Source organism: Paenibacillus sp. GYB003 (genome assembly GCF_036577625.1).
GTDB lineage: Bacteria > Bacillota > Bacilli > Paenibacillales > NBRC-103111 > Paenibacillus_AB.
This window is the reverse complement of record NZ_JARBDC010000055.1, coordinates 17,690-31,592: the sequence shown is the minus strand read 5'-3', so window position 1 is coordinate 31,592 and position 13,903 is coordinate 17,690. Positions and strand designations below refer to the sequence as shown.

The window sequence follows — 13,903 nt, the reverse complement described above, 5'->3', positions numbered from 1 at the left end:
CCGAACATTCATCCCCGATGATTTTTCGGAAACCATCATTCGTATTACCATTGTTGACAACATCCGACAATGTTATTCCCGGGCAACTCTTTTCGATCGGATCGGAGCCGCCCGCTTCCGCTAAAACATCCCTTTCAGCAGCTGCGACCAATTGAAATAATCGAGCACGAAGCGCGCTACCTGGTAACCGAGCACGACGGACAGCAGCACCTGCAGCATTTTCGCCGGCGCGCTTTTCGGCTGCTTCAGAAACAGATCGAAACGAAATTGCTGCAGCGCCCACCAGGACAATGCGATGCTGAGCAGAACGACCAAAATCGATACGAGACCCGTAAGGCCGAGCGAATATTCCATTGCGTCGGAAGCGTCCATCTCTTCATCCTCCTACGATTTCAACCATCGCGAATTCGTTTCGATCACCGATCCAAAACCTGGCGCAGCAAAACGGCGAATTCGGCGCGGGTCGTAGGCCGATCCGGCCGGAACGTACCGTCGTCGTAGCCGGTTAACCATCCTTCCGCGCTCATCTGCTTCAAAATGGGAAGCGCCCAATAATCCGAATCGATGTCGGCGAACGGAATGTCGCCGCGCAATTTGCCGTTTATGCCGAGCGCCTTGGCGAATAACGACGCCATTTCGACACGGCTGAGCGAACCGTCCGGGCCGAACGTTCCGTTCGGATAGCCTTGGACGATCCCGGCTTGAACGGCCTTCGATACGGCCTCATACGACCAATGATCGGCGGGAACGTCCGGGAACGTCACGTTCCGTTTTTTCACGTATCCGAACGCTTTCACGATCAACGTTACCGCCTCGGCTCGGGATATCGTGCGGTCCGGCTCGAACCGGAAATTCCCGTAACCTGCCACGATGCCCCGATCGGACAGCTCCCCGATCGCATCCTGCGCCCAATGGCCGGCGATATCGATATAATCCCCGACCATGACGTCGGCATGGACGAGCAGCTTGTACATGCGGTCTTGAAAAGGTTGATCCGCTTCCAAACGGATCGTATAGGAGCCCGGGTCCAGCGGAACCGTCAAGTCGACGCGGCTTGCTCCCGGCACGTTCAACGTTTTGGCGACTTCGCCCGTGCCGCCGCTTTGGATCGTCGCGCTGACGTTGCGGCCTTCCGGTATATCGGTCACCGCCAATCGGACGACGCTGCGCTCGGCCAACGTAAATTTAAAATTATCGACGTCCCCGGGGCGATCGAATACGCCCTCGTACGTCGTATCGAAGCTGACGACCGTTGCCTGGTACGGCTTGTCGTTCGGCTCGTTCGGGTCGATATATTGGGGCTCGTAACGGAGCTCGAGCGCATATTCGCCGATGGTCGGATCGGCAAGCAGCTTGCTGGCTTTTATATAATACGTTCCCGGAAAAGCCTCGAACGTATACGTCTCGAGTTCGCCGTCATTGTTCGCGTCGATCGTGTTCGCCTTTTCGCCCTTCTTCTGTACCGTAAGGACCGGATCGATTCGCTTCGTATCGGGCGTCATTTTGACCGTAACGAGGCCGGACTGCTCGAACGTGACGGAGTACCAATCCTCGTCCGCTTCATGGTCGAACGTCCCGACGATCGTCTGGCTTCGGGCGGGAAGCTTAAACGCTTTATATTGCCGGTCGTTGTCTTCGAACGGATCCCGGTAAACGGTGAACGAGTTCGACAGCCGGTACGTCCAACTCCGGGTTTCGCCGCTTTGCTCGAACTGCAGCGCGATCCGGTTCGTCCCTTTGCGAACGTTCAGCTCAAGCGGCGTTCCGGGGACGAACGGGTAGGCGAAAACACCGAGACTGCCGGCGTGCGTAAGTCTCACCGGCGACGGCTCCGCCTGATCCGAAGCGAGGTGCAAGGTCAGCGTTCCGTCGTAAGGCGCCTCGATCGAGAACCAATCGATATCGGAGCCGCCCGTCAGCTCGGCCGATATCATTCGGCTGATCGAGTACGGCTTCGCTTCCGCCCTGCTGTTGTTCGGCTCGTACATGTCGGAGCGGTACGTCTCGCCGAGCGCCCGATCGACCCGCAACAAGCCGTAGCCCGTTCGCTCGTCCCAGCCCGGCTCGGCAATGTCTTCGGCCGTTTGCCGCAGCAAATTCCGGACTTCGTACGCCTTCATGTCCGGATATTTCGACCAGATCATCGCCGCGGCGGCAGCTACTTGCGGCGCCGCCATCGACGTGCCTTCGCGATATTCGTACTTTCCCGACACCGCCGTGGTAAATACCGACCACGGAGCGACAAGATCGAGCTCGGGACCGTAATTGGCCCGCTCTTCGATCCCATTGTCCTCTTTGACCCCGCCAACGGCCAAAACGCTCGGATACGCGGCGGGATAACGGATGACGCGCCCTTCGTCGTTGCCGCTGGCGGCGATCAGCAGCACGTTGTGATCTTCCGCGTATTGGACGACCTCCTGCAAATAGGCGTCGTTTCGCAGCAGACCGACCGACAGAACAACGATTTTGGCTCCTTGATCGACGGCGTATCGAATGCCGGCGCCAAGCTTGTCCTCGTCTCCCCGGCCGCTTTGCTCCAGCGCTTTGATCGGCATAATGCCCGCCTTCCACAGCATTCCGGCAACCCCTTTGCCGTTATTGCCGATCCCCGCGATGACGCCGGCCACGTTCGTGCCGTGTCCGTTATCGTCGCTTGGCGGCTGTTTCGGCTGTACGAGATTGACGCCGGGTACGAGATTCGCTTTCAGGTCGGGATGCTCGAGATCGACGCCGGTATCGACGATCGCAATGACGATGGAGTCGTTCCGGTTGACTTGGTTCCACGCCTCGATCGTGCGCGTTTGCTGCAAATACGTCTGCTTGCTTAAAAACGGATCGTTAGCCGTTGCGGCTGCGATTCCCACTTTGCGATTCGGCACGATGTAGCCTACTTGCGGAGAACGTTCCCACTGCGCCAGCCATGCGTCCGTTCTCCGTCCCGCAGCCGGTCTGGCTACGACCGTTCCGGACGAATCGTAAGGCCGGACGATTTCGCTGGAAGCGATAAATTCGGGCGAAGGCTCGCCGTTCCATTTCACGATCCACGACAAATCCGCCTCTTTCGGGGCCGCGCCTCCGTAGCCCGCAGAGAAGCTTTCCGCAAAAGACGTTTCGTTTCCGATGTGTATATTCAACGCAGTCAGCCATATCGCGACGAGTGCGACCCACGCGTACAGCTTCCGTTCGTTTCGCATGATACGTTCCTCTTGCTTCCTATCGATTTAACCCGAACTTATAATGTTCGGCACATGTTCCGGCTTTCCTTTCCATTGTATCAAAATAGGTTCCAAAGGCCCACCCGTCGAAACGGTGAACTCTCCCGGGAAATAAAGCCAAAAAACAAAAAAAGCCTTTCCGATCCGGAAAGGCTGGGAGACTTCGCGATTTGCCGACCGCGTCAATGCATGAACAGATCGATCGGCACGCTGAACATCGTTTCGATATAACGGAGCACCACATGCGGGAAGAATCCGGTAAGCAGCGTGGCCGCCGCGCAAATCCATATCGTAATGCCGCTCGTAAGCGAGGCTTTGACGGGCGCATCGTTCGCGCCTTGACGCATAAACATTTGCCGGATGATGCCGAAATAGTAGTAGAACGAAACGACGCTCGTTCCGATAATGACGGCGGCGAGCCAATAGCTGTGCATTTGCAGCGTGCCGAGCATGATGTACAGCTTCCCGAAAAAACCGCCCGTCACGGGCAGCCCGGCAAGCGACAGCAGCAGGATGACCATCGCTATGGCCAATCCCGGAGCGCGGTAGTACAAGCCGGCGAACGAGCTTACCGTTTCGTCCTTCGACGATTCGCTTACGACCGCGAACACCGCGATAGCGCCGATATTCATGAACAAGTACGCGATCAGGTAAAAGAACATCTCCGAAAAATTCGAATAATGAACCATGCCGAAATGCGTGCTGATCGGGACGAGCAAGTAACCGCTGTTCGCGATACCCGAGTATGCGAGCAGCCGCTTCATATTCGTTTGGCGCAGTGCGACGAAGTTGCCCACGATCATTGCAGCCGCCGCGACGATAGCGATCGCGGCAAACGCGTCCGCGTGGATAGGCTGCTCCAGCAATCGGCCTTGACCGAACAAGCTATAAATGACGCGAAACGAGATGGCGAACCCGGCCGCTTTGGACACGACCGCCAAATACGCGGTCACCTGCGTCGGAGCGCCTTCGTATACGTCCGGCGCCCACATATGAAACGGCGCCGCCGCGATTTTAAAGCCGAACCCGGCGATCAGCAAAAACAGGGTGGCATACATTAACGGCTCGAACGATGCGTAATTGTCCGCCAAGGCCTCGTTGATTTTGGACAAATTCGTCGATCCGGACATGCCGTACAGAAACGACATCCCGTACAAAATCACGGCTGACGAAATGCCGCCCGTCACGACATATTTGAACGCGCCTTCGTTCGAGGCGTAACGCTTTTTGCGCATGCCGACCAGGACATACGAAGTAATGCTGAGTAATTCCAGGCCGACGAACAGCGTGATCAGGTCGCCCGAGGACGCCATCACCATCGCGCCGACCGTAGCCGGAAGGAACATATAGTAAAACTCGCCGGTATGCGGAATTTCGTCTTCTTTGACGTTGCCGACGCTCATGAACAGAATCAGTGCCGTTCCCGCCAGGAATAGCAGCTTGAACAAGTTCGCGAAATCGTCGATTCGCCAGCTGTCGCCGAGCAGCGTGACCGGCGTTACCGGCTTCTCCGCCCCCGAAACGTTCAGAGCGGATATATCGCCGATGACGAAGGCGGCCGACACGGCCGTTCCGACGATCGCCAGCCAGCCGAGAAGCGTACGGTTGACCGAACGCGGCATGAGCAGATCGAGCAGCGACAGGACGACCGCTGTAATGACCAAGGACAGTTCCGGCGCCAGATGGGCGATATCGCCGGCCGTCAAACGCTCCAGTTGATCCATGGCTTTATCCCCCCGCCTTCCCGATGTTGTGGATCCATTGGTCGATTCCGCTCACCGTTTGCTGCATCGGCTCGCTCAGCACCGCCGGATAGACGCCGATCAAGATGATGAACGCGCCCAGCGCGATCATCGGCACCGCCTCGATCAAACGGGCGTCGCGAACGCCCCGATACGCTTCGTCCATCGGTCCGTAGCTGACCCGCATCACCCCGCGCAGCACGTACACCGCGGTAAAAATAATGCCCAGCGCGCCGATGACGGCGACGGCCGGCATCCGCTCGAACAAGCCGAGGAAAGCCAAAAATTCGCTAATAAACCCGGACAGCAGCGGCAGCCCGAGCGACGCCATCCCGGCCAGCATCAGAAACCCGCACAGAAACGGGAGCGATGCGGCGAGACCGCCCAGCTTGCGGATATCCGTCGTCTCCGTCCGCTCGTACAAGCTCCCGACCAAGAGGAACATAAGCGCGGAGATCAGCCCGTGCGAGACGAGCTGGAAAATCGCGCCCTTCAGGCCGATTTCGTTGAATGCCGCCAGTCCGAGCAGCACGATCCCCATATGGCTGATGCTGGAGTACGCCAAAATGAGCTTGAATTCGGTTTGGCGAAACGCGAGAATCGCGCCGTACAAAATGTTGATGACGCCGAGTATCGCCAAGGCGAGAGCCGCCGCCTTTGCCTGCTCCGGAAACAGCATAATTCCGAAGCTGAGCAAGCCGTACGCCCCCATCTTGAGCAGGATGCCCGAGTGAATCATGACGACCGCCGGATTCGCTTCCGTATGAACGCCGAGCATCCAAGTATGGAACGGGAAGATCGGCAGCTTGATGCCGAAGGCGATCAGCAGCATCAGGAACAGCGTCCACTTCATCCCCGCGCCCATATAGAACGGATTGCCGGGAAACGCGTCCGAACCGGCGTGAACGAACGCCGATGCGTCCTGGAACAAATTTTTCGTAATCACTTCGAGATTGCCGCTGTATAAAAACGATGTAACGTCGCCGTTCGTCTGCGTCGTGAAGCCCGCCGTATTGACGATGATGAAGAAGGCGAGCAGCATGATCGCCGAACCGATGCCGTTGTAAATCAAAAACTTGTTCGCCGCCTTCTCCCTGTCGGTATAACCCCATATGCCGATAAGGAAAAACATCGGAATCAGCGTCAGCTCGAAGAACAAGAAGAACAAGAATAAATCCCGTGCCATAAACACGCCGAACATGCCGATTTCCAGCAGCAAAAACCAGATGTAGAACGACTTCCACCGCTTCTTCACGTGCACCGACGCCAATGCGGCCATCGCGGTCACGAGAGCGGTCAAAAAGACGAGCGGCAGCGACAATCCGTCGATCGCCATCGTATAGTCGAACTCGTAATAAAACGCCTTCGCTTCGTTAATTTGGCTGACTTCCTTATTGAGCGGAACCTGAATCCAGGTTACGTCCTCTTTGTACTGCATGTCCGCGGTATCGTGCTGAAAGTCGGCGTACAGAAGCGCCGCGAGAACGAGCGGAATGAACGTCGCGACAATCGCCGTCGTTTTCAGGGCGCGGCCTTTATGCTTCGGGATAAACAGCAGCGCGACGATGCCGAGCAGCGGAGAAAAAGCGATTGTCGACAGGATGGGCCAACTACCAAACATTCCATAACCTCCTCCCGACAAACACCAAGGTTAACGCCACGAGGCAGAGCAGCATGACGAGGCCGTACGTTTGCACTTGCCCGTTCTGCATGCGCGATCCGAGCCGCCCCAATCCGGTGACGGCTTCCGCGCACAACCGCACGATTCCGTCCACCACGTTGCGATCGAATGCGGTCAAGGCGGAGCCCAGCGCTTTGAGCGGCTTGACGAAAACGACGTCGTACAGCTCGTCGATGTAATATTTGCGGTTGACGAGCCGGTACAACCAGGACCCGCCGCCGGCCGAAACGGCGCCGGCCGCCCGGCTGCCGCCGTACATCCGGTACCCGAGTCCGATTCCGAGCAAACCGACGACCGTCGACAGCACCATGACGAGGCTCGCGCTATGCTCCTCCGGCGCATGTCCGGTCAGCCATTCGCCGAACCAGCCGTTGAACGGAGTCATCGCAAAGCCGGATACGACCGCAAGAACGGCCAAAATAAGCAGCGGTACGGTCATAACGGGCGGAGATTCGTGCGCGTGTCCGTGATGCTCGCCCCGCGGCTTGCCCGTGAAGACGAGGAAAAACAAGCGGGACATGTAAAACGCCGTAAAGAAAGCGGCGATCAGCCCCACGACGAACAAAACGATATGACCGCCGGCGTAAGCTTCCGACAAAATCGCGTCTTTGGACCAAAAGCCCGAAAACGGCGGAATGCCCGACAGCGCCAGCGCTCCGATCGCGAACGTCCATGTCGTGATTTTCATTTTCGACGACAGGCCGCCCATTTCGCGGATGTTTTGCGTATGTACGGCGTGAATGACACTGCCGGCCGCAAGGAACAGCAGCGCTTTGAAGAAAGCGTGGGTGAACAAATGGAACATGCCCGCCGACACGGTGGCGCTCACGCCGAGCGCCATCATCATATAGCCGAGCTGGCTCACCGTCGAATAAGCGAGAATCCGTTTGATGTCGTTTTGCGCAACCCCGATCGTCGCCGCGAAAATAGCCGTGAAGGCGCCGACATAAGCAACCGTATCGAGCGCCGCCGGAGACGCTTGGAAAATATCGAACGTCCGCGCCACCAGGTAAACCCCGGCCGCGACCATCGTCGCCGCGTGAATGAGCGCGCTGATCGGCGTCGGGCCTTCCATCGCGTCGGGGAGCCACGTATGGAGCGGAAATTGGCCGGATTTGCCGACCGCTCCGACGAAGATGAGCAGCGCGATCAGCGTGGCCGTGCCGCCGGATATTTTGCCTTCGGCGAACGCGTTGTGAATGTTCGTGAAATCGAGCGAATGGCCCGGCATATGCCAAAACAACAGCAGAATGGCCAAAAACAAGCCGACGTCGCCGATTCTCGTAATCACGAACGCTTTTTTGGCGGCGGCCTTCGCCTCCGGCTTATAATACCAGAAGCCGATCAGCAGAAACGAACCGAGCCCGACCAATTCCCAAAAAATATAAAGCTGCAGCAAATTTTCGGACATGACGACGCCCAGCATCGCGAACGTAAACAGCGCCACGTAGCCGTAATAGACGGAAATCCGTTCGTCGCCCTTCATATATTCTTTGGAGTATATATTGACCAGCAAGCTGACGAGCGACACGACGATCAACATCAGCGCGTTCAAATTGTTGATCTCGTACCCCATCGCAAGCGAATAGTTCCCGAGCTTGATCCATTCCAGCGAGTTCCACGTATAATCCTGCGCACCTCTTCCGAGCCGCTCCGCGAACACGAGCACCGATACGATGAACGACGCGAACGTTGCCAAAATGCCGACGTAAGGACCGACATTTTTCCCCCCGCGGCCTGCGGCGAGCGAAGCGAGGAACGCGATCAACGGAAACAGCGGAATGAGCCAAGCGATTTGTGCGAACGCCTCCATCTTCTTCCCTCCCGTTTACTTCCTCAATTCGTTCATGTCGTCCACATTCGACGTCCCTTTGTTCCGGTACAGCGCGATCAGGATCGCGATGCCGATCGCCACCTCCGCCGCGGCCACCGTCATGTTGAACAGCGAGAAAATTTGGCCCTTCAGCGACGGAACGACGCCGAATTTGGAAAATGCGACCAAATTCAAATTCGCCGCATTCAGCATCAGCTCAATCGACAGCAGCACGATTACCGCGTTTTTCTTGGTCAACGCGCCGTACAAGCCCACGCAAAACAAAATCGCCCCGAGCGTCAAGTAAGGCAGAATCGTATTGCTCATCCTATTCTTCCTCCCTCTTCGCGAGCACGATCGCCCCGATAAACGCTACGGTGAGCAGCAGCGACATCAGCTCGAACGGTATGACGTGTGCGCTGAACAGCAGCTTGCCGATCTCGAGCGTATTGTCTTCCGGCGCCTTAAATTCGGCCTGCGGGAACGACGTTTGTTGGAATACGTAGAACAAGATGCCGAACAGTCCCAATATGCCGATCCAGAGCAGCGCCGATTGCCACGGACGTCTCATATCCTGCTCCTCGCTATCGTGCCGGGTCATCATAATGCCGAATATCATCAGGATCGAGATGCCGCCCGCGTAAATGAGCACTTGCGACATGGCCAGAAATTCCGCTTCCAGCAGCACGTAAAGACCGGCCAGGCTCAGAAACGTGACGGCCACCGAGACGACCATGGAGACGACTTTCGTGAAGCTGATCATAAAGATCGCCCCGCCGATCGCGAACAAGGCGAATACGAAAAAGATCAGGTTGGCGCCGCTCGAGAAAAAGTCCGCGATATTAGCCAGCATCTTTTTTGGCTCCTCCCTTGGGCGCAGCCAAATTATTTTCTTTGCGCACGTTCGTGTTGTTTTCGTGCAGCCATTGCAAATTTTTGAATAAATCGTCCCGGCTGTATGTGCTCAGCTCGAAATTGTTCGTCATGACGATCGCTTCCGTCGGGCAAACTTCGGTGCAGAAGTCGCACAGGATGCATATTTCGAAATTAATATCGAACGTGTCGATGACGAGCTTCATTTTGCTTTCCGGATCGGGATTTTTTTTCCCGGTCAAGGTGATGCAGTCGGTCGGGCAAATTCTCGCGCATTGATTGCAGACGATGCACTTTTCCGGATCGAAATGCTGAATGCCGCGAAACCGGTCGGGCATCTCGAGCGGAACGTCCGGGTATGCGTAGGTGACCTTTTTTTGCAGCATCGTTTTAAACGTGAGCCCGAGTCCTTTCACAATCCCTTTCATATGGCTTCCCTCCATTCCCGCCGGTATTCAGCGTAAAAGCTCCTTCACGATCGCCGTCAGGAAAATGTTGACGAGCGCAAGCGGCAGCAGCACTTTCCAGCCGATGCCCATCAGCTGATCGACGCGTACGCGCGGCAAAGTCGCCCGCAGCCAAAACATGAAGAAGACACAAATCGACATTTTGATCAAAAACCAAAGGATGCCCGGTATGAAATCCAGGAACGGAAACGGTGCATGCCAGCCGCCCAGAAAGAGCACCGTCGTCAACGCCGCGATCGCGAACGTGTACACGTATTCCGCCAGCATGAAGAAGGCGAACCGGAATCCGCTGTATTCGACGTGATAGCCGGCTACGAGCTCCGATTCCGCCTCGGGAAGGTCGAACGGCGTCCGGTTCAGCTCGGATACGGCGGCGATGACGAACACGACGAACCCGATAATTTGCGGAACGAAGTTCCATTCCCAAAACCAGTTCCCTTGAGCCTCCACGATTTTGCGCAAATTGAGGCTCCCGGAGAGCAAAATAACGCCTACCATCGACATGACAAGCGGAATTTCGTAGCTGATCATTTGGGCCGCGGACCGCATCCCGCCGAGCAGCGAATATTTGTTGTTCGATGCCCACCCGCCCAGCACGATGCCGATGGTGGAGATGCTCGACAAGGCGGCGTAGTAGAGCAGCCCGACGTTCAAATCGGCGAACTGCCACGTTTTCGTAAACGGAAACGTGGCCAGCACCGCGAACGCCGGCACGAACGTAATGGCCGGAGCCAAAATGAACAGTTCGCGGTCCGCTTTTTTCGGTATCGTATCTTCCTTGATGAGCAGCTTCAAAACGTCGGCCACCGTTTGCAGCAATCCGAGCGGACCGGTGCGCGTCGGGCCGTGACGGAACTGCATCCAGCCGAGCACTTTGCGCTCGAAATAGATCGCATACGTCACATAGCCGAGGATCAGCAGCAGGAACAACACCGCCACGGCGAACATGATGCCGAAATTCGCCCATGTGAGCTGTTTGGACAATAAATCGAGCATCAGCAGTCCACCTCCCCGAGCACGATGTCGATGCCCCCGAGTATCGTAATCATGTTGGCCATCGGCTGCCCGACGAGCAGCTTGGGCAATATTTGCAGATTGACGAACGACGGGCGGCGGAATTTGAGCCGATACGGTTTATCTTTGCCTTTCGATACGATATGGCAGCCGATTTCTCCGCGCGGCGATTCGATGCGCACGTATACTTCCCCTTCCGGCGGCCGCACGACGCGAGGCACTTTGCCCATAATGTCGCCGCCCTCGGGAAACTGCTCGACCGCCTGTTCGATAATGCGCAGCGATTGGCGCAGCTCCTCGAGCCGTACCAAATACCGGTCGTAGCAATCGCCGTTTTGTCCGACCGGCACGTCGAAGTCGAACCGGTCGTAGATGCCGTACGGCTGATCTTTGCGCAAATCCCATTTGACGCCCGTACAGCGCAAATTGGCGCCGCTCAAGCCGTAATTGATCGCTTCCTCGGCCGTATATTTGCCGATTCCTTTGATGCGGGCGAGAAAGATTTCGTTGCCGCTGACGAGATCGTCGTACACCTTCAACTGCTCGCGCATATGCGGCACGAAATCGCGGACCTTCTGGATCCAGCCCTCCGGCGCGTCCCATTTCACTCCGCCGACCCGCATATAATTGTATGTCAGCCGCGCCCCGCACAATTCGTTAAACAGATTGATTATGATTTCACGGTCTTTGAACGCGAACAAAAATGGACTGAGCGCCCCGATGTCGAGCAAATACGTTCCCCACCAGACAAGATGGCTGGCAACCCGCTGCAGCTCCATGGCGATCACCCGCAAATATTGGGCGCGCTCCGGTATTTCCAGCTGCAGCATCGTCTCGACGGCGTGGCACAGCACGTAATTGTTCGTCATCGCGGAAACGTAGTCCATCCGGTCGGTATAAGGAATGATTTGCATATAGCTCAAATCTTCCGCCAGCTTCTCCGTCCCCCGGTGCAAATAGCCGATGACGGGCCGGGCTTCGGTGATGACTTCGCCGTCGAGCTTGACGATGACGCGAAATACGCCATGCGTGCTCGGATGCTGCGGTCCGACGTTGAGCAGCAGTTCTTCGGTCCGAATCAAAGGTTACACCTCCGGATCAATCGGTTCGTAATCTTTGCGAAGCGGATGACCGACCCAGTCGTCCGGCATCATGATGCGCCGTAAATCCGGATGGCCCGGGAAATCGATGCCGAGCAGGTCGTACACTTCCCGCTCGTTCCAATTCGCCGTCGCCCATACGGGAGTTACCGACGGAACCTGCGGCGCCTCCCGGTTCGTCTTTACTTTGAAGCAGTAATAGTGCTTCTTGTTCAGCGAGCCGATATAGTAGTCGGTTTCCATGTACGTTTCGTAATCGACGCCGCTCAAGTTGCTCAAGTAATTCAAGTCGAGCTCTTCGTTCGTTTTGACGAAACGGGCTACTTCCAGCCACCGTTCGTTTTTTATCGTCAGCGTAGGCAAGTGCCGGTCTCTCTCGTTAATGACCGCATCCTCCACGGCGTCGGCGGACACGTTATCTTTAATCAGCTGGACGATCCGGTCCAGCTTAGGCTGATTCGGGGACGGTTCCTTCGGCGCGGCTTCGGCGCCGCCTTCCCCTTCCTCGCTTTTTTGCGCTCGCGCGGCCGCCCGAGCCGCTCTCGCCTCCGCCGCCGCTTTTGCCTTCGCTTCCTTGTCCGCATCGGTCGTGCCCGGGGCTGCTCCGTCCGGGGATTCGGCTGCGCGTGCCGCCGCCCGGGCCGCTCTCGCTTCGGCCGCAGCCTTTATTTTCGCTTCCCTTTCCGTGTCGACGGCACCCGCTGCGGTCCCTTCCGGGGATGGCGCTGCAGCCTTTTCCGTCGCGGGCGCAGACGGGCTCGCAGACGGCTCCGGATTGCCGCTTGCAGGCGTTTCGCTACCCGATAAGTTCTCCTTCTTTAACACGCCAGAAGTGGGAGTGGTTACGCTTTCTTGTTTCGGATCGCGATTGTCTTCGCTCAAGAGTTGGTCACCCTCTTCCCGGTCTTGGCCTCGTAGCGAATTTTTTCTTGCAGCTTGTTAATTCCGTATATTAGCGCAGCCGGATTGGGCGGACATCCGGGTATATAAATATCGACAGGCACGATCTGGTCGACGCCTTTGACGACCGCATACGATTTGATATACGGCCCTCCGGCCGTGGCGCACGAACCCATGGCGACCACCCATTTCGGCTCCGGCATTTGCTCGTACAAACGGCGCAGCAGCGGCGCCATTTTTTTCGTTACGGTGCCGGCTACGATCATGACGTCGGACTGTCTCGGCGACGTGCGGAAAATGACGCCGAACCGGTCGAAGTCGTAATGCGCTCCGCCTGTCCCCATCATCTCGATGGCGCAGCAAGCGAGGCCGAATGTCAGCGGCCACAGCGAGCTGCTGCGCGCCCACGCCTTGATCTGATCCAGCGACGTCGTGAAAACGTTGCGCTCCAGTTCCTGCCGCTGTTCCGGCGAGATCGTTTCTAAATTGAGCTCCATTGCAGCACCTTCTTCTTCCAGGCGTAAAGTAGTCCGACGACGAGCAGAGCGACGAAAATCAGCATCTCGACGAGCGCGAACAGTCCCAGAAAATCGTACGCGACCGCCCAAGGATAAAGGAAAACGGTTTCCACGTCGAAAATGACGAACATCAAAGCAAACAAATAGTAGCGGATATTGAACCGGACATGGCTTTCTCCGACCGCTTCGTTACCGCTTTCATAAGTCGTTTGCTTCTCTTCCGTCGGTTTGCTCGGACGCAGCCATTTCCCGAGCGTCAACGCCACTATGGGCAACAAGATCCCCAGTGCAATAAAAATGGCTACGAATACGTAATTGTTGCTGTACAGCGCCATTCCATCGCCTCCCGCCTTCACCATGGAATTATGATTTTTCCTAATGGAACTGGAAATTTACCTGATATTGCCCACATCATTATAACAAAAACAATTATATTATTGTAGTCTATTCAAAGTTTAACGGAAGTTTTTGTTGGCAGGCAAAAATACCCGATCGTTAATCGAAGCATCGTCGAACTTGAATTTGCCGGTGCGTTCCGTCTTTTTGCGTCTATCCACGGGCGATTCGAGAGCCATGTAAA

13 protein-coding genes are annotated in these 13,903 nt (G+C 56.5%); all 13 read right to left on the bottom strand.

From position 1 onward, the window contains the following. Positions 1-120 precede the first annotated feature (120 nt). The 13 genes from PV407_RS18435 to PV407_RS18375 all read right to left on the bottom strand — a co-directional run bounded on the left by PV407_RS18435 (position 121) and on the right by PV407_RS18375 (position 13,658). The gene (locus PV407_RS18435; RefSeq protein ID WP_332091419.1) at positions 121-372 is read right to left on the bottom strand and encodes a DUF1146 family protein; all 252 of its coding nucleotides are present in this window, start codon (positions 370-372) and stop codon (positions 121-123) included. Between the two features lie 44 nt (positions 373-416). Next, positions 417-3,194: a S8 family serine peptidase gene (locus PV407_RS18430; RefSeq protein ID WP_332091418.1), complete on the bottom strand. Its 2,778-nt coding sequence runs from the start codon at positions 3,192-3,194 to the stop codon at positions 417-419. Positions 3,195-3,397: 203 nt separating this feature from the next. Beyond that, positions 3,398-4,939 carry an NADH-quinone oxidoreductase subunit N gene (locus PV407_RS18425; protein ID WP_332091417.1) on the bottom strand — a complete coding sequence of 514 codons (1,542 nt, stop codon included), beginning with the start codon at positions 4,937-4,939 and terminating at the stop codon, positions 3,398-3,400. Between the two features lie 4 nt (positions 4,940-4,943). Further along, a complete protein-coding gene (locus tag PV407_RS18420; RefSeq protein ID WP_332091416.1) occupies positions 4,944-6,578 on the bottom strand; it encodes a complex I subunit 4 family protein in 1,635 nt (544 codons plus the stop codon). After that, positions 6,568-8,451 (bottom strand): NADH-quinone oxidoreductase subunit L, encoded by a 1,884-nt coding sequence (gene nuoL / locus PV407_RS18415; RefSeq protein ID WP_332091415.1) that lies wholly within the window; start codon positions 8,449-8,451, stop codon positions 6,568-6,570. Before nuoL ends, PV407_RS18420 begins: the two co-directional genes overlap by 11 nt. A 15-nt stretch (positions 8,452-8,466) precedes the next feature. Next, positions 8,467-8,778 carry an NADH-quinone oxidoreductase subunit NuoK gene (gene nuoK / locus PV407_RS18410; protein WP_332091414.1) on the bottom strand — a complete coding sequence of 104 codons (312 nt, stop codon included), beginning with the start codon at positions 8,776-8,778 and terminating at the stop codon, positions 8,467-8,469. A gap of 1 nt (position 8,779) precedes the next feature. Further along, the gene (locus PV407_RS18405; RefSeq protein WP_332091413.1) at positions 8,780-9,304 is read right to left on the bottom strand and encodes an NADH-quinone oxidoreductase subunit J; all 525 of its coding nucleotides are present in this window, start codon (positions 9,302-9,304) and stop codon (positions 8,780-8,782) included. Further along, positions 9,294-9,752 (bottom strand): NADH-quinone oxidoreductase subunit NuoI, encoded by a 459-nt coding sequence (nuoI, locus tag PV407_RS18400; protein ID WP_332091412.1) that lies wholly within the window; start codon positions 9,750-9,752, stop codon positions 9,294-9,296. The genes PV407_RS18405 and nuoI overlap by 11 nt, the downstream gene beginning before the upstream one ends. Before the next feature lie 27 nt (positions 9,753-9,779). Continuing rightward, positions 9,780-10,787, bottom strand: a complete 1,008-nt coding sequence (gene nuoH / locus PV407_RS18395) for an NADH-quinone oxidoreductase subunit NuoH (RefSeq protein ID WP_332091411.1) — start codon at positions 10,785-10,787, stop codon at positions 9,780-9,782. Then, positions 10,787-11,887: an NADH-quinone oxidoreductase subunit D gene (locus PV407_RS18390; protein WP_332091410.1), complete on the bottom strand. Its 1,101-nt coding sequence runs from the start codon at positions 11,885-11,887 to the stop codon at positions 10,787-10,789. Before PV407_RS18390 ends, nuoH begins: the two co-directional genes overlap by 1 nt. A gap of 3 nt (positions 11,888-11,890) precedes the next feature. Further along, positions 11,891-12,787: an NADH-quinone oxidoreductase subunit C gene (locus PV407_RS18385; protein ID WP_332091409.1), complete on the bottom strand. Its 897-nt coding sequence runs from the start codon at positions 12,785-12,787 to the stop codon at positions 11,891-11,893. Then, positions 12,784-13,302 carry a NuoB/complex I 20 kDa subunit family protein gene (locus tag PV407_RS18380; RefSeq protein WP_332091408.1) on the bottom strand — a complete coding sequence of 173 codons (519 nt, stop codon included), beginning with the start codon at positions 13,300-13,302 and terminating at the stop codon, positions 12,784-12,786. The genes PV407_RS18385 and PV407_RS18380 overlap by 4 nt, the downstream gene beginning before the upstream one ends. Then, complete coding sequence (locus tag PV407_RS18375) at positions 13,287-13,658, bottom strand: NADH-quinone oxidoreductase subunit A (RefSeq protein WP_332091407.1); 372 nt, start codon at positions 13,656-13,658, stop codon at positions 13,287-13,289. The genes PV407_RS18380 and PV407_RS18375 overlap by 16 nt, the downstream gene beginning before the upstream one ends. Positions 13,659-13,903: the final 245 nt, after the last annotated feature.